Origin of the sequence: uncultured Gimesia sp. (assembly GCF_937919775.1) — a bacterium.
Lineage (GTDB): Bacteria > Planctomycetota > Planctomycetia > Planctomycetales > Planctomycetaceae > Gimesia.
On record NZ_CALFPF010000040.1, the window covers coordinates 1 to 14,629 of the forward strand.

Consider the following 14,629-nt stretch of genomic DNA (forward strand, 5'->3'; position numbering starts at 1 on the left):
AACCAGCAATTTACTTACTGGAGCGTCTGAATTAATGCGGTCGCTAAGAATTCATTTATGGATCATTACCTGCGTGTGCAGCCTGTTTCTCAACGGTTGTGCTGTGAAGCAGGGTGCGCACTTTTCCATCGCTCCTGAATTCGATCAAAATAAAATAGAAGCAATGTCCCGCTCAGCCGAACTGAGAAGCAAGTCTTCTGGAAAGAAGACGGATGAAGCCGCAAAATCTGACCAGTTAAGGGTTACCGGTTTTAATAAACAGACGGTTTTGTCGCAGAAGAGGCAGTCTGAGCCAATTGATGCTTCCCTGGAAACTTCCGAAGCCAGTGAACCCGATCTGCAGTTCGATGAGTTTGCCGATTTTCATTCGATTGAGTTAGCTGAGACGAATTTCCAGCAGCGCGAAGAATTGAACACAAAAAACCGCCTCCCGCTGGAAGCAGAAAAACCGGTCATGACCGAACTCCCCCCCGTTGTTGTGCCTGAAAATGTTCCTGCAGCGAATGTCAATTTCAAAACGGTCGACGAATTCCGGTCTGAAGAAATCAAAACACAGGCTCCCCCATCACCGGCACTGGTTGACCTGGGGTTGAAACCGCTCGGACAATTATCCCTCAATGTGAAGCCACCTGCAGGAGATCTGCCAAAAAATACGGCCGCAGAGTACCTCGATCAACTCCCAACTCGTCACGTCGTGATGGGCGAATCGCGAGACTGGGAGTTGGTCACGAAGGACTGGGAAGCACCGGGGGTCGGATATAATCCGCTCTATTTTGAAGAACCCTATCTGGAACGATACGGTTATAATTATGGCGTACTTCAGCCCTTTATCTCTGCCGGACGCTTCTTTGGCCGGATTCCCGCACTACCATACATGATCGGTACTTATCCCCTGGATGAGATGCGTTATCCGCTGGGCTTAGCCCGTCCGGGTGACTGCCCGCCTTATCAGGTGGAGAAGCTCCCCTTCAGTGCGCGGGGGGCGTTATTTGAAAGCCTGACGGCGACAGGTCTGATTTTCCTGATCCCCTGAGAACGGGTTATCGGAAGTCCCAGTGCAGTTCCCGCCGGGTGAGTTTCTGCAATCGTTCTTCGTTGACGGTAATTCCCAGTCCGGGTCCGTCTAACGCGGAGGCACAGCCTCCCCACCCGAAAGAGATCTCTTCGTTGATCACATTTTCCACGAGAAGATAACGGTCAAAACTCCCTTCCAGAAAAGCAATTTCCTTGACGGAGGACGCGAAATGCCGTCCGACAGCCGACAGGATACCGGTTTCCCCAACCTGGCATCCGAGTTGATATTGCAATCCCGCCTGCTGCGCCAGATGTGCTAACTGCAGGGTGGAAATGATCCCCCCCGTTTTTGAAATGCGCAGGTTAAAGTAATCACAATACCCTTCGGAAATAGCCGTTTCCGCATCAGAGAGACTGCATAATGACTCATCGAGCATGATCGGCGTCGAAACATGCCGCTTGATATTTTGCAAGGATGCAATCTCGGTGTGAGGGACGGGTTGCTCAATGGAACTGATCTGGAACGGTGCCAGACTCGCGGCTTTCTGTTCGAGTATTTCTCTGGTCCACGCTTCGTTCGCATCGATGCGCAAGTCCATTTTGCGTCCCGTCAGCATCCGAATTTTTTGCAGCAAAATCTCGTCGTTGATCCCGGGAAGTCCGACTTTCACTTTGCACTTCTGAAAACCGGTCAGATGGTAGATGAGGGCGAGCAGGTACTGCTTGAGCGGACGCATGGAAGTCAGCACGGCACTGTAGCGGACCGACTGTTGTGATTCTAATAGACTGAGGCAGGGCTCCAGGTGTTGAAAAATCGCCGAAAAGGAGCTGCCGGTGGCACGGGTGGCAGCATCGATCAGGCTGATTTCGAGCGCACATCGCGCCGCATTACCAAAACAGCCGCGTTGTACATATTCCGGCGGCGCGTTTGACAATTCAGGCAGCGTGATCTGACGACAGAGGGGAACCAGTTCATCCAGCGAGTTCCAGTTTGCCCCCAGAACCGCAGGCAGGTCGGCGTTTTCATACTGTGAGAGGACCGAATCGGCAGATTCCCCCGTCACGTATTCTCGCGGAACGGATTCACCCCAGCCTACAGTTCCGTCCTCAAGCTGGCAGCGCACGACGACAGAATCGGATTCTGAGCGGCTGAAGGAGGCGTGCGTGATTTTTCGGCGGAGCGGTATGTGTACCTGATACGCCGAAAGCTGGGCAATTCTCATAGATCCTGTTTTTTAAACCTTCATTAACTCTATGCGGTATTAAGACATACGTGATATATTGGGGGTGACAGGGATTCCTGAAAATGCTATGAAGCCATTATTCTGAATGGATTTAGATTTTTTCGCAACATGGAGGTATTTGTGGGCGTTCCCCTTTCTCAAATGTGGACAGTAGCTAAGTATGTTCTGACACAACGGATTAAAGGCGTAAAACGATATCCGCTGGTACTAATGCTGGAGCCTTTGTTTCGCTGCAATCTCGCGTGTGCCGGGTGTGGTAAAATCCAGTTTCCCTCTCATATTCTGAAACAGAATCTGAGCCCCGAAAAATGTTTCCAGGCAGTGGATGAGTGTGGCGCTCCCATCGTTTCGATTCCCGGCGGGGAACCGCTGCTGCACCCCCAGATGCCGGAAATTGTCGCCGGACTGGTCGCGCGCAAGAAATTTATCTATCTGTGTACCAACGCGATCTTACTGGAAAAGCATTTAGAGAACTATCCCCCTTCAAAATATCTCACGTTTTCGATTCATCTGGACGGCATTCGTGAAGACCACGACGCGGCTGTCTGCCGTGACGGAATCTATGACAAGGCCATTAGCGCGATCAAAGCAGCCGTCAAAGCAGGGCACCGCGTGACGACCAATTCGACTCTGTTCGAGAATGCGGAACCGGAGCGGGTGCGGCAGATGTTTGATGAACTGGCAGAACTGGGCATCGAAAGCATGATGCTCTCTCCCGGTTATCAATATGAAAAAGCCCCCGATCAGGAACATTTCCTGAAACGCAATCAGACCATTCAAAAGTTTCGCGAGATTCTGACGGCTCCCAAAAAGGCCTGGAAATTCAATCACAGCCCTTTATTCCTGGAGTTTTTAAAAGGAAACTGGGAGCTGGAATGCACTCCCTGGGGCAACCCGACCTATAACATCTTCGGCTGGCAGAAACCCTGTTATCTGCTGGAAGAAGGTTATGCGGAGACCTTTGCTGAGTTAATGTCTTCCACCCGTTGGGAGCAATACGGACGGAAAAGCGGTAATTCCAAATGCCAAGACTGTATGGTACATTGCGGCCACGAACCGACGGCCGTCGATCAGACCTTTTCATCCTGGAAGGGGTTTCTGAAAGTCGCGTCTTTAACGCTGTTCGGTTCCAGAGACTCTCACAAGCCGCTGCCAACTCAGCCAAAAACACCTATGCCTTCACCGCATTATACGGTGGCAGACCACGAATTGATTCAACTGGGGCCTGTAAATCACGCGGAATGCGATGAAGACGCGGAAGTGCTGAATCTCTCAAACTGAGTGACTAAGCGGACCGGCGATCCCACGAATTTTACTTTGGCCTGGTCAGGTAGAGTTTCTTAATTTGAATTCGTCTTTGGAAAATAAATATCGAGCTGTGCAGTCAAAAAATAGACTGCGCAGGAACCGGGGCTAACGCCCTTCGGCTCATAGCGAACGCTCGACGGTCGCGGTTCATGCAAATCTCGGTAAAGGTCACGAGGTGACAATTCTTCCCGGTGACACATTGTCTGTGATGGCTCTGTCAGATTTATTTCAGCAGACCTTGATCAATCGATCTTGAAAATCCTGCTCACCATGAATGATGGCAAGTACGTTGAATTTTAATTCCATCCGTGAACAAGGAATTTGGTATCTGATGTTCATTCTGGAACTGCCGGATGAGCATCAGTGCTTTCAATCAGTGTAGTCTCCGGAAGTACTGCAGCATGTTACGCCCGCTGTTCCCGTGAAGTGCAAGACAGACTGAACTATCTGATTGCGTGGCATTTCTTATGATAGCTGATACACAAGCGGTATAACTTTCTTGACATTCATCCTGTTTCGAGAATTGCTTCAGGGGATTATGCGCGTCAATGACCAACTTGTGACGCTTTTCTGTGAAAGAAACAGCGTTTCAGGAACAGATATGTACTGGTTATTGCAGATAAACAGCTGGAAATCGAGAAGCGAATGACACTCACACAATGTAAATCTGGAAAAACAAGGGAATTTTATAGTGCTGTCTTCCACAGGAGTCAAAGTATTCACCAGCGAGAAATCACTCCCACGCGCGCGACGCATAAAAAGCAGTTTAAACAGCGCCGCCAGCGGGTCAAGTCATAAAAATACAGTGTTTTTTCAGAGCAGTATCTGCCTGCGCAGTTGTCAGCAGACGCGTATCAAAGCCGAACGCGACCGGGGGTTTCTTCTTCCGGGGCGTCAAACGACGCGGGAGAACGGAACGGGTTCTCCAGTGGCTGAGCAGGGGCCTGACTGGCGGGGAAGGGGCTTGACTCTTCAAACCCGATTTGAGCCGGCTTCCATTGCGGTTCGCTACTTGAGGCACCGGTTGACCACTGGGGTTCTTCGAGTTCGGTAATCCGAGAATCGATTCGTGCAGGACGTTCGACAGAAGCGGACTGCGGCGGAGCAAACGCTGCCCCCAGATCCAATACCGGATAACCGGGAATTTCCGGCAGTCCCCAGACTTCTGTGGGAATTTCCGCCGGATTGACATCAATATTCGCCATGGTCATCGTGAGGACGATACCTGCCTGCGGCCAATCGAGTTTAATCACATGCGGCAAAGTTGCTCCGGAAGCACCACAGACTCGATATTCACCCAGTGTGGCTGTCGCGATTCGCTGGCCCTGGCTGTCATACAATGATTGTTCAATGATATTTCCCGTACACAGATTGACGACCAGGATTTTTTGCACGAGTTTGCCGTTTGGTAACAGGCGATCGGAAATCAGTTTGACGTTCGGAGAATTCTGGCCTTCTTTCTGGATGGACAGTTCTTTTTCATTGAGAGGAACGACACGCAAGGCTTCCAGCAGCCAGTCTGGTTCAAAGGGGATATTTAACTGCGAACCCATCGACTGGTACTGCTCGTGACGAATCGTAAATACACGCTTTTGTTCATTCCGTTTCACCCAGAACCAGAAGCGATCATCATTTGACCCGAAATCGACTTCTGCTCCGAGAGGGGAACTAGCCCTCAACCTGAAGCGTTTGGGATGTTCCACTGCGAGCATGGCATTTAAGCTGACGGGAATCCCGCCTTGTTGTCGAGCGCGAATTTTGACATTCGAGGATTGCCAGCCATGCACGCCACTGATCTGAGAATTCAAGTGATTGACGATTTGTGTGTAACTGGCATTCGGAGGTAAAACGCAGACAGGGGGTTGCTGTGGCAAAAATGTCCGCACGGAAGCACAGGAGGTAATCATTACCAGAAAGCAGATCACGGCAGCCAATTTTGTGACTTTCAACAGTCGGCAAAATAAGCGCCTCGATTCTTTCATTTCTGTTCTTCCTTGAACGATTAACATTTTAGTTAGCGATCCAGCATGGGGACGCGTCCCTCATTCCCAGTCTTCTAAGAATTGTGTATTCAATTGTTGCTGCAGTTGCTCAACTTCGGATGCATCCAGGTCCTGATCACGGATTTCGAAACTTCCTTCGCCATGAGTGCCCGTTAACTGAAGATACGATGCAGAATCGTCCTTGCGAGAACCATCCAGTTTTAATCGGCGTTTCTGCACGAGAAAGAGAGCGAGAACGTAGAGGAATTTTTCCTGTGTCTGATTGGGAGTTTCATATAGTTGCTCAAAATATTGCATCAATCCTTCCGGATCGATTTTTTTAGGGCCTTGTGTTGTGGATTCCGGAACCTGTAATTTCCATTCTCCCACCGCACTTTCGGGAGGTCCCGTCCAGCCAGCCTGTGAGTAATCGAGACGTACCAACTGGCCATTTTGTTCTATAATGACAGAATGAACCGTTTCGCCCAGAACAAATTCTTTCCCGGTAGCGGAACACGATTTTCCCAAAGGTTTTAAATGATAATCCATTTAAAAAACTCGAATTTGACATTCGTAACTGTAATTCCAGCCTCACTCTCGGGCTGATTTGATCAATGCGGGCGAATCCTAGACTATTACATGATTTAGCTCAAGGCGATTCTGACCGGTTCAGGCGAAATCCGCCGTTTTCAAAAGAGATTCTTTTCATTCTTAAGGCATGACTCAATAAGAAGTTATGAATCACTGAAAAATCTGCTTGATGAGCCGCCTTCTTTTACAACCGGGATCTCGATCGGGCAGGCGCACCGTGGACAGTGACCAGCGTAGGCTGTTCCAGTATGGTTAAGATAGACCTGGGTATAAACATTGCAACATTTGAAATGAACACCGACAGAAGGGCGTCGTGAGCCATGAGAGGCATCCTGATTTGCCATGAAGGACTCCCCAAAAAAGAAACAGACTGAAACCCTCTGGCGAGTTTCAGTCTGTTTATTCAATTCTGCATTTTAAAGCAAGAGATTATTTGTGGCTGGAGAGTGCCAGCATGGCCCGCGCCCGGCGTTGGTCTCGTTCGCGTGCATCGCATTGCTCGTCGCCGACAGCCGGCCGTGCCAGCGCTTCTTCGAGGAGTTTTTCTGCTTCGACAGCATTCAATTTGCTTACGGGAATGGCGTGTTCTGTTAAAACGGAAATGACGCTACCCTGAACCTGCAGGAAGCCGCCATCGACATAATAACGGCTTTCTGTACCATCGTCTGCAGAATAGAATACCAGTTCACCATAACCAAGACGTCCCACCATCGGCATGCGGCCTGGAAGGATCCCGATTTGTCCGTCGAATAAAGTACAGCGCAGACTCTCGATAGACTGATCTAACAGAGTTGTTTCCGGAGTCACTAATAACAGACGAAATTCTTGAGCCATTGGTGCTCTAACCACATTTCAAAACAGGTATTCAGATTGAATTTGTGAGCGGCATAAAGATAATATCGCTCACAATTTTGTCGATAGATTCAACGTTAAATTATTCTGCCATTCTCTTTGCTTGTTCTTCGGCTTCTTCAACGGAACCGACATACATAAATGCCGATTCAGGAAGATGATCCCATTTACCGGCACAGATTTCTTCAAAGCTGCGAATGGTATCTGCCAGGGGAGTGATCTTTCCCGCTTTCCCTGTGAACACTTCAGCCACAAGGAAGGGCTGTGACAGGAAGCGTTCAATACGACGTGCACGGTGCACGATAAGTTTATCTTCTTCGCTTAATTCATCGACGCCCAAAATTGCGATGATGTCCTGAAGTTCGCGGTAACGCTGTAGCGTTTGTTGAACTTCGCGTGCCACTCTGTAGTGACGCTCACCGACATATTGCGGGTCAAGAATACGGCTGGAAGAGGCCAGGGGATCGATCGCCGGATAGATCCCTTTTTCCGAGATTTTTCGTTCCAGATAAATGAAAGCGTCCAGGTGGGAAAATGCCGTTGCCGGAGCAGGGTCGGTCGGGTCATCTGCAGGCACATAAACAGCCTGCACACTGGTGATGGCTCCATTTTTTGTGGATGTAATTCGTTCCTGGAGTTCGCCTAATTCTGTTCCCAGAGTCGGCTGATATCCCACGGCACTAGGCATACGTCCCAACAACGCGGAAACTTCACTTCCTGCCTGTGAGAAACGGAAGATGTTATCGACGAACAGCAGCGTGTCGGTACCTGTTGTGTCACGGAACCATTCTGCCATTGTCAGCGCAGAAAGAGCAACACGCAAACGAGCTCCTGGAGGTTCATTCATCTGACCGAAGACCATGCAGGTTTGCTCAATCACAGAACGATCTGTTTGACCGATTTTTGTTTCCTGCATTTCCAGCCAAAGGTCATTTCCTTCACGGGTTCTTTCTCCAACACCAGCGAAAACCGAATAACCGCCGTGAGCACTGGCGATACGGGCAATCAGCTCTGTCAGAATAACCGTTTTACCTAATCCGGCACCGCCGAACAGACCGGCTTTACCACCACGTACGAAAGGAGTGAGCAGGTCGACCACTTTAATACCGGTCTCAAACAACTCGGTCTTGGCACTCAAGTTTTCGAGCAATGGAGGCTTACGGTGAATCGGCCAACGTTCGTCAGTTTTAACTTCGCCACGTCCGTCAACGGGTTCGCCGAGCAAGTTAAAGACGCGTCCTAATGTTCCTTTTCCCACAGGAACGGAGACCGGAGCCCCCGTATCGGTGACACTCATCCCGCGGACCATACCATCGGTAGAGGCCAAGGCCACGCAACGGACACGACCGCCACCCAGGTGCTGTTGCACTTCGCCGGTCACTTTGATCACGACGCCTTTAATTGTTGCATTCACAACCAAGGCATTATAGATTTCTGGCATTTGATTTTCCGGGAATTCCGCATCAAATGTCGATCCGATGATCTGTGTGATTTTACCAACTGCAGTCGTTTTACTGGCTTCCGATGTCGCCATTGATATGTCTCTACTTTCTGATATTTATCAATTTGTTAAAAACCATAAAGTGCCTACACAGGGCACGCTGGAAATTACTCCAAGGCAGCTGCACCACCAATAATTTCGAGAATTTCCGAGGTGATTTGAGATTGCCGTGCACGGTTATATTGAGCAGACAGGGTGCCCACCATTTCATTGGCGTTTTCCGTGGCACCTTTCATGGCAACCATGCGTGCAATCTGTTCGCTGACCGCTGCATCAAGGAAACACTTGAATAAACGTGCTTTGAATGCTGTCGGAACAATTTCTTCCAGAATCTCCTGGGCAGAGGGGAGAAATTCATAATCATATTTCTGAGCAGTTTCAGTTTCTTTTACTGACTCCGCTAATACACCAATTGGCAGCAGAGAGTGAACTGCAGCCTGCTGTCTGGATGCTGAAACGAACTCGGTGTAAGCAACGTCCAGCCGATCAATCTTGCCTTCGACATACTCAAGAATATAGCGACTTGCCAGTTCGTCGACTTCTTCAAAAGTAGGACGATCTTCAAAGTGTGTGTATGTTTGAGAAGCCGCGATGCCTTGAAACTTCAGAAAACTGATGCCTCGTTTTCCGGAGACTTCCAGTCGGACATTTTGACCGCTGGCAGTCAACTCTTTATAGCGTTTCAAAGCGGCCTTCAGCACACCGGAGTTATAGCCACCACAAAGTCCACGGTTGGAAGTCAGCACCAATAGAACCGAGTTCTTTTCGGTCTCGTGTTTTTCCAACAGTGGATGATGAAACTCAAGATTTGCCTGCGAGAGATCAGCCACAAGCTCAGAGATCTTTTTGGTATAAGCGGCCGCTTCCGATGCGCGGTCCATGGCCTTCTTGAATCGCGCAGTGGCGATCAATTCCATGGTCCGTGTAATTTTACGGATATTCTTTACCGCTTTTAAGCGTTTTACGATGGCACGTGCTTTGGCCATTAGATTCTGAACCTGTTTTTGATTATCTAGTCAAACAATGAAATCAATATATCGATTACGGATTTTTTCGCAGATATTTTTCTACGAATGTTTTCAGTACCGTTTTCAACTGTTCGATGGTGTCATCTTCCAGTTTACCAGTTTCTGTAATCTTATCTGTGATTTCCGGATACTGGTCGTGAATGAACTGCAGCATTTCGGATTCTGCTTTTTGAACCTGATTGATCGGAATCGTATCGAAGAACCCTTTGGTTCCGGCATACAGACTCACGACCTGGTCCGCCATTGACATCGGGTTAAACTGTGGCTGCTTCAATAATTCAACCATACGATAACCCCGGTCCAGCTGGGACTGGGTCGCTTTATCGAGTTCCGTACCCATTTGTGCGAATGCTTCCAGCTCGCGGAAAGCCGCCAGGTCCAGTCGCAAACTTCCGGAAACACTTTTGGTTGCTTTTGTTTGAGCATTACCGCCAACGCGTGAAACACTGATCCCCACGTTGATCGCAGGACGAATCCCGGCAAAGAATAAATCCGGTTCCAGATAAATCTGACCATCGGTAATCGAAATCACGTTGGTCGGAATGTATGCAGACACTTCGCCTTCAAGTGTTTCAATAATCGGCAGGGCAGTCATCGAACCGCCGCCGAGTTCATCGCTCAAACGAGCAGAACGTTCCAGCAGACGACTATGACAGTAGAATACGTCTCCCGGATAAGCTTCACGCCCTGGAGGACGTCGCATCAATAATGACAACTGACGATATGCCTGAGCCTGTTTGGAAAGGTCATCATAAACAACCAGAGTGTGTTTTCCCTGGTACATATAATATTCTGCAATGGCTGCACCCGCATAAGGGGCGATATATTGCAGAGGAGCAGGGTCACTGGCGGTCGCACTGACGACGACAGTGTAATCCATCGCGCCATGTTCCTGGAGCTGATTGACGATGCCTGCAATAGTGGCGGCACGCTGACCGCAGCCGACATAAACGCAGATGACATCTTTGCCTTTCTGGTTCAGAATCGTATCGATCGCAATGGCGGTTTTGCCTGTTTTACGGTCGCCAATAATCAACTCACGTTGACCACGACCGACGGGCGTCATGGCGTCGATCGCCTTGATACCTGTGGCCATTGGCTGTTTCACAGGTTGTCGGGCAGCAACACCGGGAGCAGCAAATTCCAGTGGCCGGGATTCCGTTGCCACGATAGGGCCTTTTCCATCAAGTGGAATGCCCAGGGGATCGACGACGCGTCCCAGCAATTCATCACCGACGGGGATGGAGAGCAGGGTACCTGTACTTCGGACTTCATCACCTTCAGCGATTGCCAGATAATCACCAAAGATAATAATACCAACCGAGTTTTCTTCGAGGTTGAAGACCTGGCCGCGCACCCCATTGGAAAACTCTACCATTTCACCAGACATGGCAGAAGAGAGACCGTAGACGCGTGCGATACCATCGCCCACTTCCAGGACTCGTCCTACTTCGCTGGTTTCAATTTCGCCGCGAAAGTCTTCAATTTCCTTCTGGATGACTGAAGCGATCTCGTCCGCTTTGAATTTCATGAATGCTCCTATTGCTCAACCGTCCTCGTAATTGTTTCAAACGAGTACGAAGAGAACCATCATAGACTGTGTCATCAACTTGAATCACCAGACCGCCTATTACGGACTGGTCTATCAATGTCTTTATTACCGGGGAAAAGCCCAGTGTTTCTTTCAAACGTTCCTGAATGCTCGTGAGAATATTTTCCGATAACTCAAAAGCTGAACGAACCAGAACCGCCTTTTTCCCGGCTTCTGTATCACGCAGCTTATTGATTTGAGTAAAGATCTGCTCCAGAATATCGAGTCTGTCATGCCGGGATAGAACTCTGAGAAAATTGGTCAGTAGTTCTGAGGCATGGGGAGCAAGCACACGATCAATCAAGCTTAAACGCTCGTCTTTGTTTAGCGATTTTGACGTGAGCATCTTCCCAAAGGCCGGGTTTTCGGTAATCGCGAGATTCAGAAACTGGGCAAACTCTTCGATCACGGAATCTTTATCGGATTCTTGAATCGAACCAAGAAACGCTTTGGCATAAACCTTGGCAATCGTTGTTGCACTCGGATCTTCCATCACGCTTGGAACATGAGTTTTGACTTGATTCTGATCGGTCACGCGGATCATAACTCACAGCTAAAGGATAAATAATTCAAACTTCACACATTGCGTTTGAAAAACGAATTTCGATATTAAATTTCAGTTAGAGCTACTTGAGATTTGAGACAAAGCCTCTGTAATCAATCGCTCACGGTCGGATTCATTGAGTGCACGCCCCAAAACATGTTCTGTGGCATCAATGACTCGACCATTCATCTGGTCAAACAGATCCTTTAAAGCAAGTTCCCGAGCCCGTTCAATCTCATTAATTGCATGAGTTTTAATTGACTCTGCTTCCTTACGGGCCTGTTCGAGAACATCCTGTTTGATGCGGTCTGCATCAGAACGAGCTTCAACCATCATTGCCTGAATCTCATCCTGAGCCGCCTCAATTTTAAGAGCGTGTTTTCTGACCAGGTCTTCTGACTCTTTCTGGTTTGATTCTGCTTTATCAATTGCGGTAATCACGCGCTGTTCCCGCTCATCTAAAGCTGTGATAAGCGGCTTCCAGGCAAATTTACCAAGAACAATGATAAACACAACAAAAACAATCAATGACCACGTGGCCAGGTCAGTCCGGAAGTCCAAAGGGGCTCCGGCCTGATGACCAGCATCTTCAGCAGCGTACAGAGACACTTCTGAACCAATCAGTCCACTGCCCAGAATCACGCCACTGATGAGGATCAGCATGATGAAACATCGGCTTGTACAAAGACTTCTTAACATGATCAAGACTCTCACATTGTAGTCAGAAGAGATAGTCGTAAAATCGTTCTCACAGTGTGAGGACGACTTTCCTTTTAAAACATTTTCAGCATCGGAACGATTAGGACAGGCAGATGATGAGTGCGAAGAATGTTGCACCTTCGATCAACGCTGCAGCAATAATCATCGCGGTCTGGATTTTATTGGTGGCTTCTGGCTGACGGGCAATGGCTTCGACTGCAGAGGCACCGATTTTGCCAATGCCAAAACCTGCACCAATAATAGTAATACCAGCACCGAGGGCTCCCAAAGAAACTCCCCCACCTGCTTCCTGTGCCATTGCAGGAACAGCCGTGGCCAATACGACAACGCATGTCATGTAGATAATCCGTAAAGCTTGGATCATTGTTATTATCCCCTGACCTTTCTCAACGAGGAACACTCAAACAAAATATACTAAGCAATTCTGAGAGGTAAACTTACTGTTCCTCTAGTGAGGATTTACAGCAGCTCCAATAAACAGAGTCGCAAGAAACGCAAAAACATAAGCCTGCAGGAAAGCAACAAATAATTCCAGCAAACCAACTAAAACCTGAGCGAGGACGCTGGAAGGCATGATAATCGCCCACATCCCCGAATCAGCATACATTGCAATGAATCCCAGAAACACCGCGATCACGGTATGCCCCGCCATAATGTTGGCAAACAAACGAATTGCCAACACGGCATGTTTAATTAAAAATCCGGCCAGTTCAATGACCCAGATCATAGGCACCAAAATAATCTTCAAAAAGAAGGGAAGTTCCATAGTGGGAGCTAATGACAACCAGAAGCGAATTGCTCCCTGTTCTCTCGACCCATACAGAATCACCGCACAGAATGTGGTAAACGCCAAAGCGATCGTCACGTTCAACTCTCCGGTGGCAGAACCCAGCCAGGGTAATGCACCCAGAAGATTGCAAATCAAAACATAAAAGAAACAGGAAAGGACAAACGGCAGATACTTGTCGGCCGGATGCCCGACTTTCTGCTCTTGATGATGTTCGTGACCGTCATGGTGATGTCCTTCACCAATCGTCGGTCGAACCACCTCATCTCGCATATATAAGACAATTGATTCCCAGAAATTCCACCAGCGCCCCGTCACAACCTGACCGCCGGCGGCCCGTTTGGCTAACCCGCGAAAAACAAAAAACAGGAAGACAGCAGCCACTAGCTGTAAAAACATGAACTTCGTAATCTGCAATCCGAACACCTCAGGCAATGGAAGGTGAAATTGCCCCGGGAGTTCGAAATGCGGAAAATCGCGAACATGATGAAATTTATCAGCGTGACCAGCGGCCATTTTTAAGCTCGATTCAAAATTGTTTCTGATCAATACGTCGTTAAAGCTAAATCGCTTCGGCAGATTACCGAATGATCAACAAGGTTTCAACCAACAGAGATGCAAAGTAACAAATCAATAACCAAATCAAAAAATTAGCTAAACCAAAGTCAGGTCGTATGTTCAAAATGACCAAGGTTCCGATTCCCACTATCATCAATCTCGCCAAGGTCGAGACTCCCATCACGGCGACAGGAGCAGCTTCCCGAAAATAAAATCCGGTGATCAGAAAAACGATCATACCTGGTACCAGGCAGAGCAGAGTTGCGTAACCAAGCCCTTCAACTGCCTTGCTGCCGAAGACCAGATACGCAGGGATGCAGAGAACAGTAAACAAACCAATTAAAGCAACAGCGAGAATCCCGCTTTGTTTTATTGGCTGTCTGCTTTGCAATTGATTTGGCGGTAGCATGGGATGAGCGTGATTTGTATTACGTTATTAAAATTAAAAAGCGGAGCATAATATTGGCCCCGGCTCAGTCTGAGTTATTTTATGTTTCGCTTAATCGTGATCATCTGAAACGGAATCAGATGTTGTTGAATCATCTTTACCTTTTCGTTCTTTATCCTCGGCTTCTTTAGCCATTCGCAATAAATGGATCATTCCTAAAATAAAACCGAGCACAGCACCAATGGCAGTGAGCCAGGGAGTAGTTCCCCATTTTTTATCGAGCCAATGCCCCAAAAATGCAGGCAAAGACATCTCCAATCCCACCGTCGTCAGTCGACTGACCCACTGATGGGCCTCGACGAGTGATGAACGATTCTGCCGTTCGGGCTGCGGCATATTAAAAATGCCTTCAATTATGAAGTAATATTGCTCAGATTGATGTCAGAAAAAACTTGCATAATCAAAGTTAAGCAAACCTGTGTGAGACTGTAGAAACAATTTGCTGCAGAGTCAAAGTACTG

At 48.3% G+C, this 14,629-nt stretch carries 14 protein-coding genes and 1 pseudogene; 2 read left to right on the top strand and 13 right to left on the bottom strand.

The annotated features are described in order from the left end of the window. Positions 1-1,033: pseudogene (locus Q0294_RS01110) on the top strand (hypothetical protein); the annotation flags it as partial. A gap of 7 nt (positions 1,034-1,040) precedes the next feature. Here the strand turns inward: Q0294_RS01110 and Q0294_RS01115 are convergent. After that, positions 1,041-2,237, bottom strand: a complete 1,197-nt coding sequence (locus Q0294_RS01115; RefSeq protein ID WP_299459893.1) for an enolase C-terminal domain-like protein — start codon at positions 2,235-2,237, stop codon at positions 1,041-1,043. Between the two features lie 141 nt (positions 2,238-2,378). Here Q0294_RS01115 and hpnH point away from each other — a divergent pair, with 141 nt between their 5' ends. After that, positions 2,379-3,539 carry an adenosyl-hopene transferase HpnH gene (gene hpnH, locus Q0294_RS01120; RefSeq protein WP_366917891.1) on the top strand — a complete coding sequence of 387 codons (1,161 nt, stop codon included), beginning with the start codon at positions 2,379-2,381 and terminating at the stop codon, positions 3,537-3,539. 881 nt (positions 3,540-4,420) lie between these two features. Here hpnH and Q0294_RS01125 read toward each other — a convergent pair. The 12 genes from Q0294_RS01125 to Q0294_RS01180 form a co-directional block, all read right to left on the bottom strand. Beyond that, the gene (locus tag Q0294_RS01125; protein ID WP_299459898.1) at positions 4,421-5,548 is read right to left on the bottom strand and encodes a hypothetical protein; all 1,128 of its coding nucleotides are present in this window, start codon (positions 5,546-5,548) and stop codon (positions 4,421-4,423) included. Between the two features lie 60 nt (positions 5,549-5,608). Then, positions 5,609-6,097: a hypothetical protein gene (locus Q0294_RS01130; RefSeq protein WP_299459900.1), complete on the bottom strand. Its 489-nt coding sequence runs from the start codon at positions 6,095-6,097 to the stop codon at positions 5,609-5,611. A 471-nt stretch (positions 6,098-6,568) separates the two neighbouring features. Next, on the bottom strand, positions 6,569-6,973 hold the full coding sequence (locus tag Q0294_RS01135) for a F0F1 ATP synthase subunit epsilon (protein WP_299459902.1): 405 nt from the start codon (positions 6,971-6,973) through the stop codon (positions 6,569-6,571). 100 nt (positions 6,974-7,073) lie between these two features. Next, on the bottom strand, positions 7,074-8,525 hold the full coding sequence (gene atpD, locus Q0294_RS01140; protein ID WP_299459905.1) for a F0F1 ATP synthase subunit beta: 1,452 nt from the start codon (positions 8,523-8,525) through the stop codon (positions 7,074-7,076). A gap of 74 nt (positions 8,526-8,599) precedes the next feature. After that, the gene (gene atpG, locus Q0294_RS01145) at positions 8,600-9,478 is read right to left on the bottom strand and encodes an ATP synthase F1 subunit gamma (protein ID WP_299459908.1); all 879 of its coding nucleotides are present in this window, start codon (positions 9,476-9,478) and stop codon (positions 8,600-8,602) included. Positions 9,479-9,533: 55 nt separating this feature from the next. Then, on the bottom strand, positions 9,534-11,051 hold the full coding sequence (gene atpA, locus Q0294_RS01150; RefSeq protein WP_299459912.1) for a F0F1 ATP synthase subunit alpha: 1,518 nt from the start codon (positions 11,049-11,051) through the stop codon (positions 9,534-9,536). Further along, positions 11,002-11,655, bottom strand: coding sequence for an ATP synthase F1 subunit delta (gene atpH / locus Q0294_RS01155; protein WP_366917892.1), 654 nt, complete (start codon positions 11,653-11,655; stop codon positions 11,002-11,004). Before atpH ends, atpA begins: the two co-directional genes overlap by 50 nt. A gap of 72 nt (positions 11,656-11,727) precedes the next feature. Continuing rightward, positions 11,728-12,492, bottom strand: coding sequence for a F0F1 ATP synthase subunit B (atpF, locus tag Q0294_RS01160; RefSeq protein WP_299459915.1), 765 nt, complete (start codon positions 12,490-12,492; stop codon positions 11,728-11,730). Next, complete coding sequence (gene atpE / locus Q0294_RS01165) at positions 12,455-12,673, bottom strand: ATP synthase F0 subunit C (RefSeq protein WP_366917893.1); 219 nt, start codon at positions 12,671-12,673, stop codon at positions 12,455-12,457. Before atpE ends, atpF begins: the two co-directional genes overlap by 38 nt. A gap of 150 nt (positions 12,674-12,823) precedes the next feature. After that, a complete protein-coding gene (atpB, locus tag Q0294_RS01170; protein WP_299459921.1) occupies positions 12,824-13,561 on the bottom strand; it encodes a F0F1 ATP synthase subunit A in 738 nt (245 codons plus the stop codon). A gap of 181 nt (positions 13,562-13,742) precedes the next feature. Next, positions 13,743-14,129 carry a hypothetical protein gene (locus Q0294_RS01175; RefSeq protein ID WP_299459924.1) on the bottom strand — a complete coding sequence of 129 codons (387 nt, stop codon included), beginning with the start codon at positions 14,127-14,129 and terminating at the stop codon, positions 13,743-13,745. Positions 14,130-14,219: 90 nt separating this feature from the next. After that, positions 14,220-14,504 (bottom strand): AtpZ/AtpI family protein, encoded by a 285-nt coding sequence (locus tag Q0294_RS01180; RefSeq protein ID WP_299459929.1) that lies wholly within the window; start codon positions 14,502-14,504, stop codon positions 14,220-14,222. Positions 14,505-14,629 lie beyond the last annotated feature (125 nt).

What these genes read in the sequence shown, in the direction of transcription:
- Q0294_RS01115 (WP_299459893.1), bottom strand. Translation starts at nt 2,237, where the DNA reads ATGAGAATTGCCCAGCTTTCGGCGTATCAGGTACACATACCGCTCCGC.
- Q0294_RS01125 (WP_299459898.1), bottom strand. Translation starts at nt 5,548, where the DNA reads ATGAAAGAATCGAGGCGCTTATTTTGCCGACTGTTGAAAGTCACAAAA.
- Q0294_RS01130 (WP_299459900.1), bottom strand. Translation starts at nt 6,097, where the DNA reads ATGGATTATCATTTAAAACCTTTGGGAAAATCGTGTTCCGCTACCGGG.
- Q0294_RS01135 (WP_299459902.1), bottom strand. Translation starts at nt 6,973, where the DNA reads ATGGCTCAAGAATTTCGTCTGTTATTAGTGACTCCGGAAACAACTCTG.
- atpD (WP_299459905.1), bottom strand. Translation starts at nt 8,525, where the DNA reads ATGGCGACATCGGAAGCCAGTAAAACGACTGCAGTTGGTAAAATCACA.
- atpG (WP_299459908.1), bottom strand. Translation starts at nt 9,478, where the DNA reads ATGGCCAAAGCACGTGCCATCGTAAAACGCTTAAAAGCGGTAAAGAAT.
- atpA (WP_299459912.1), bottom strand. Translation starts at nt 11,051, where the DNA reads ATGAAATTCAAAGCGGACGAGATCGCTTCAGTCATCCAGAAGGAAATT.
- atpH (WP_366917892.1), bottom strand. Translation starts at nt 11,655, where the DNA reads ATGATCCGCGTGACCGATCAGAATCAAGTCAAAACTCATGTTCCAAGC.
- atpE (WP_366917893.1), bottom strand. Translation starts at nt 12,673, where the DNA reads ATGGCACAGGAAGCAGGTGGGGGAGTTTCTTTGGGAGCCCTCGGTGCT.
- atpB (WP_299459921.1), bottom strand. Translation starts at nt 13,561, where the DNA reads ATGTTTTTACAGCTAGTGGCTGCTGTCTTCCTGTTTTTTGTTTTTCGC.
- Q0294_RS01175 (WP_299459924.1), bottom strand. Translation starts at nt 14,129, where the DNA reads ATGCTACCGCCAAATCAATTGCAAAGCAGACAGCCAATAAAACAAAGC.
- Q0294_RS01180 (WP_299459929.1), bottom strand. Translation starts at nt 14,504, where the DNA reads ATGCCGCAGCCCGAACGGCAGAATCGTTCATCACTCGTCGAGGCCCAT.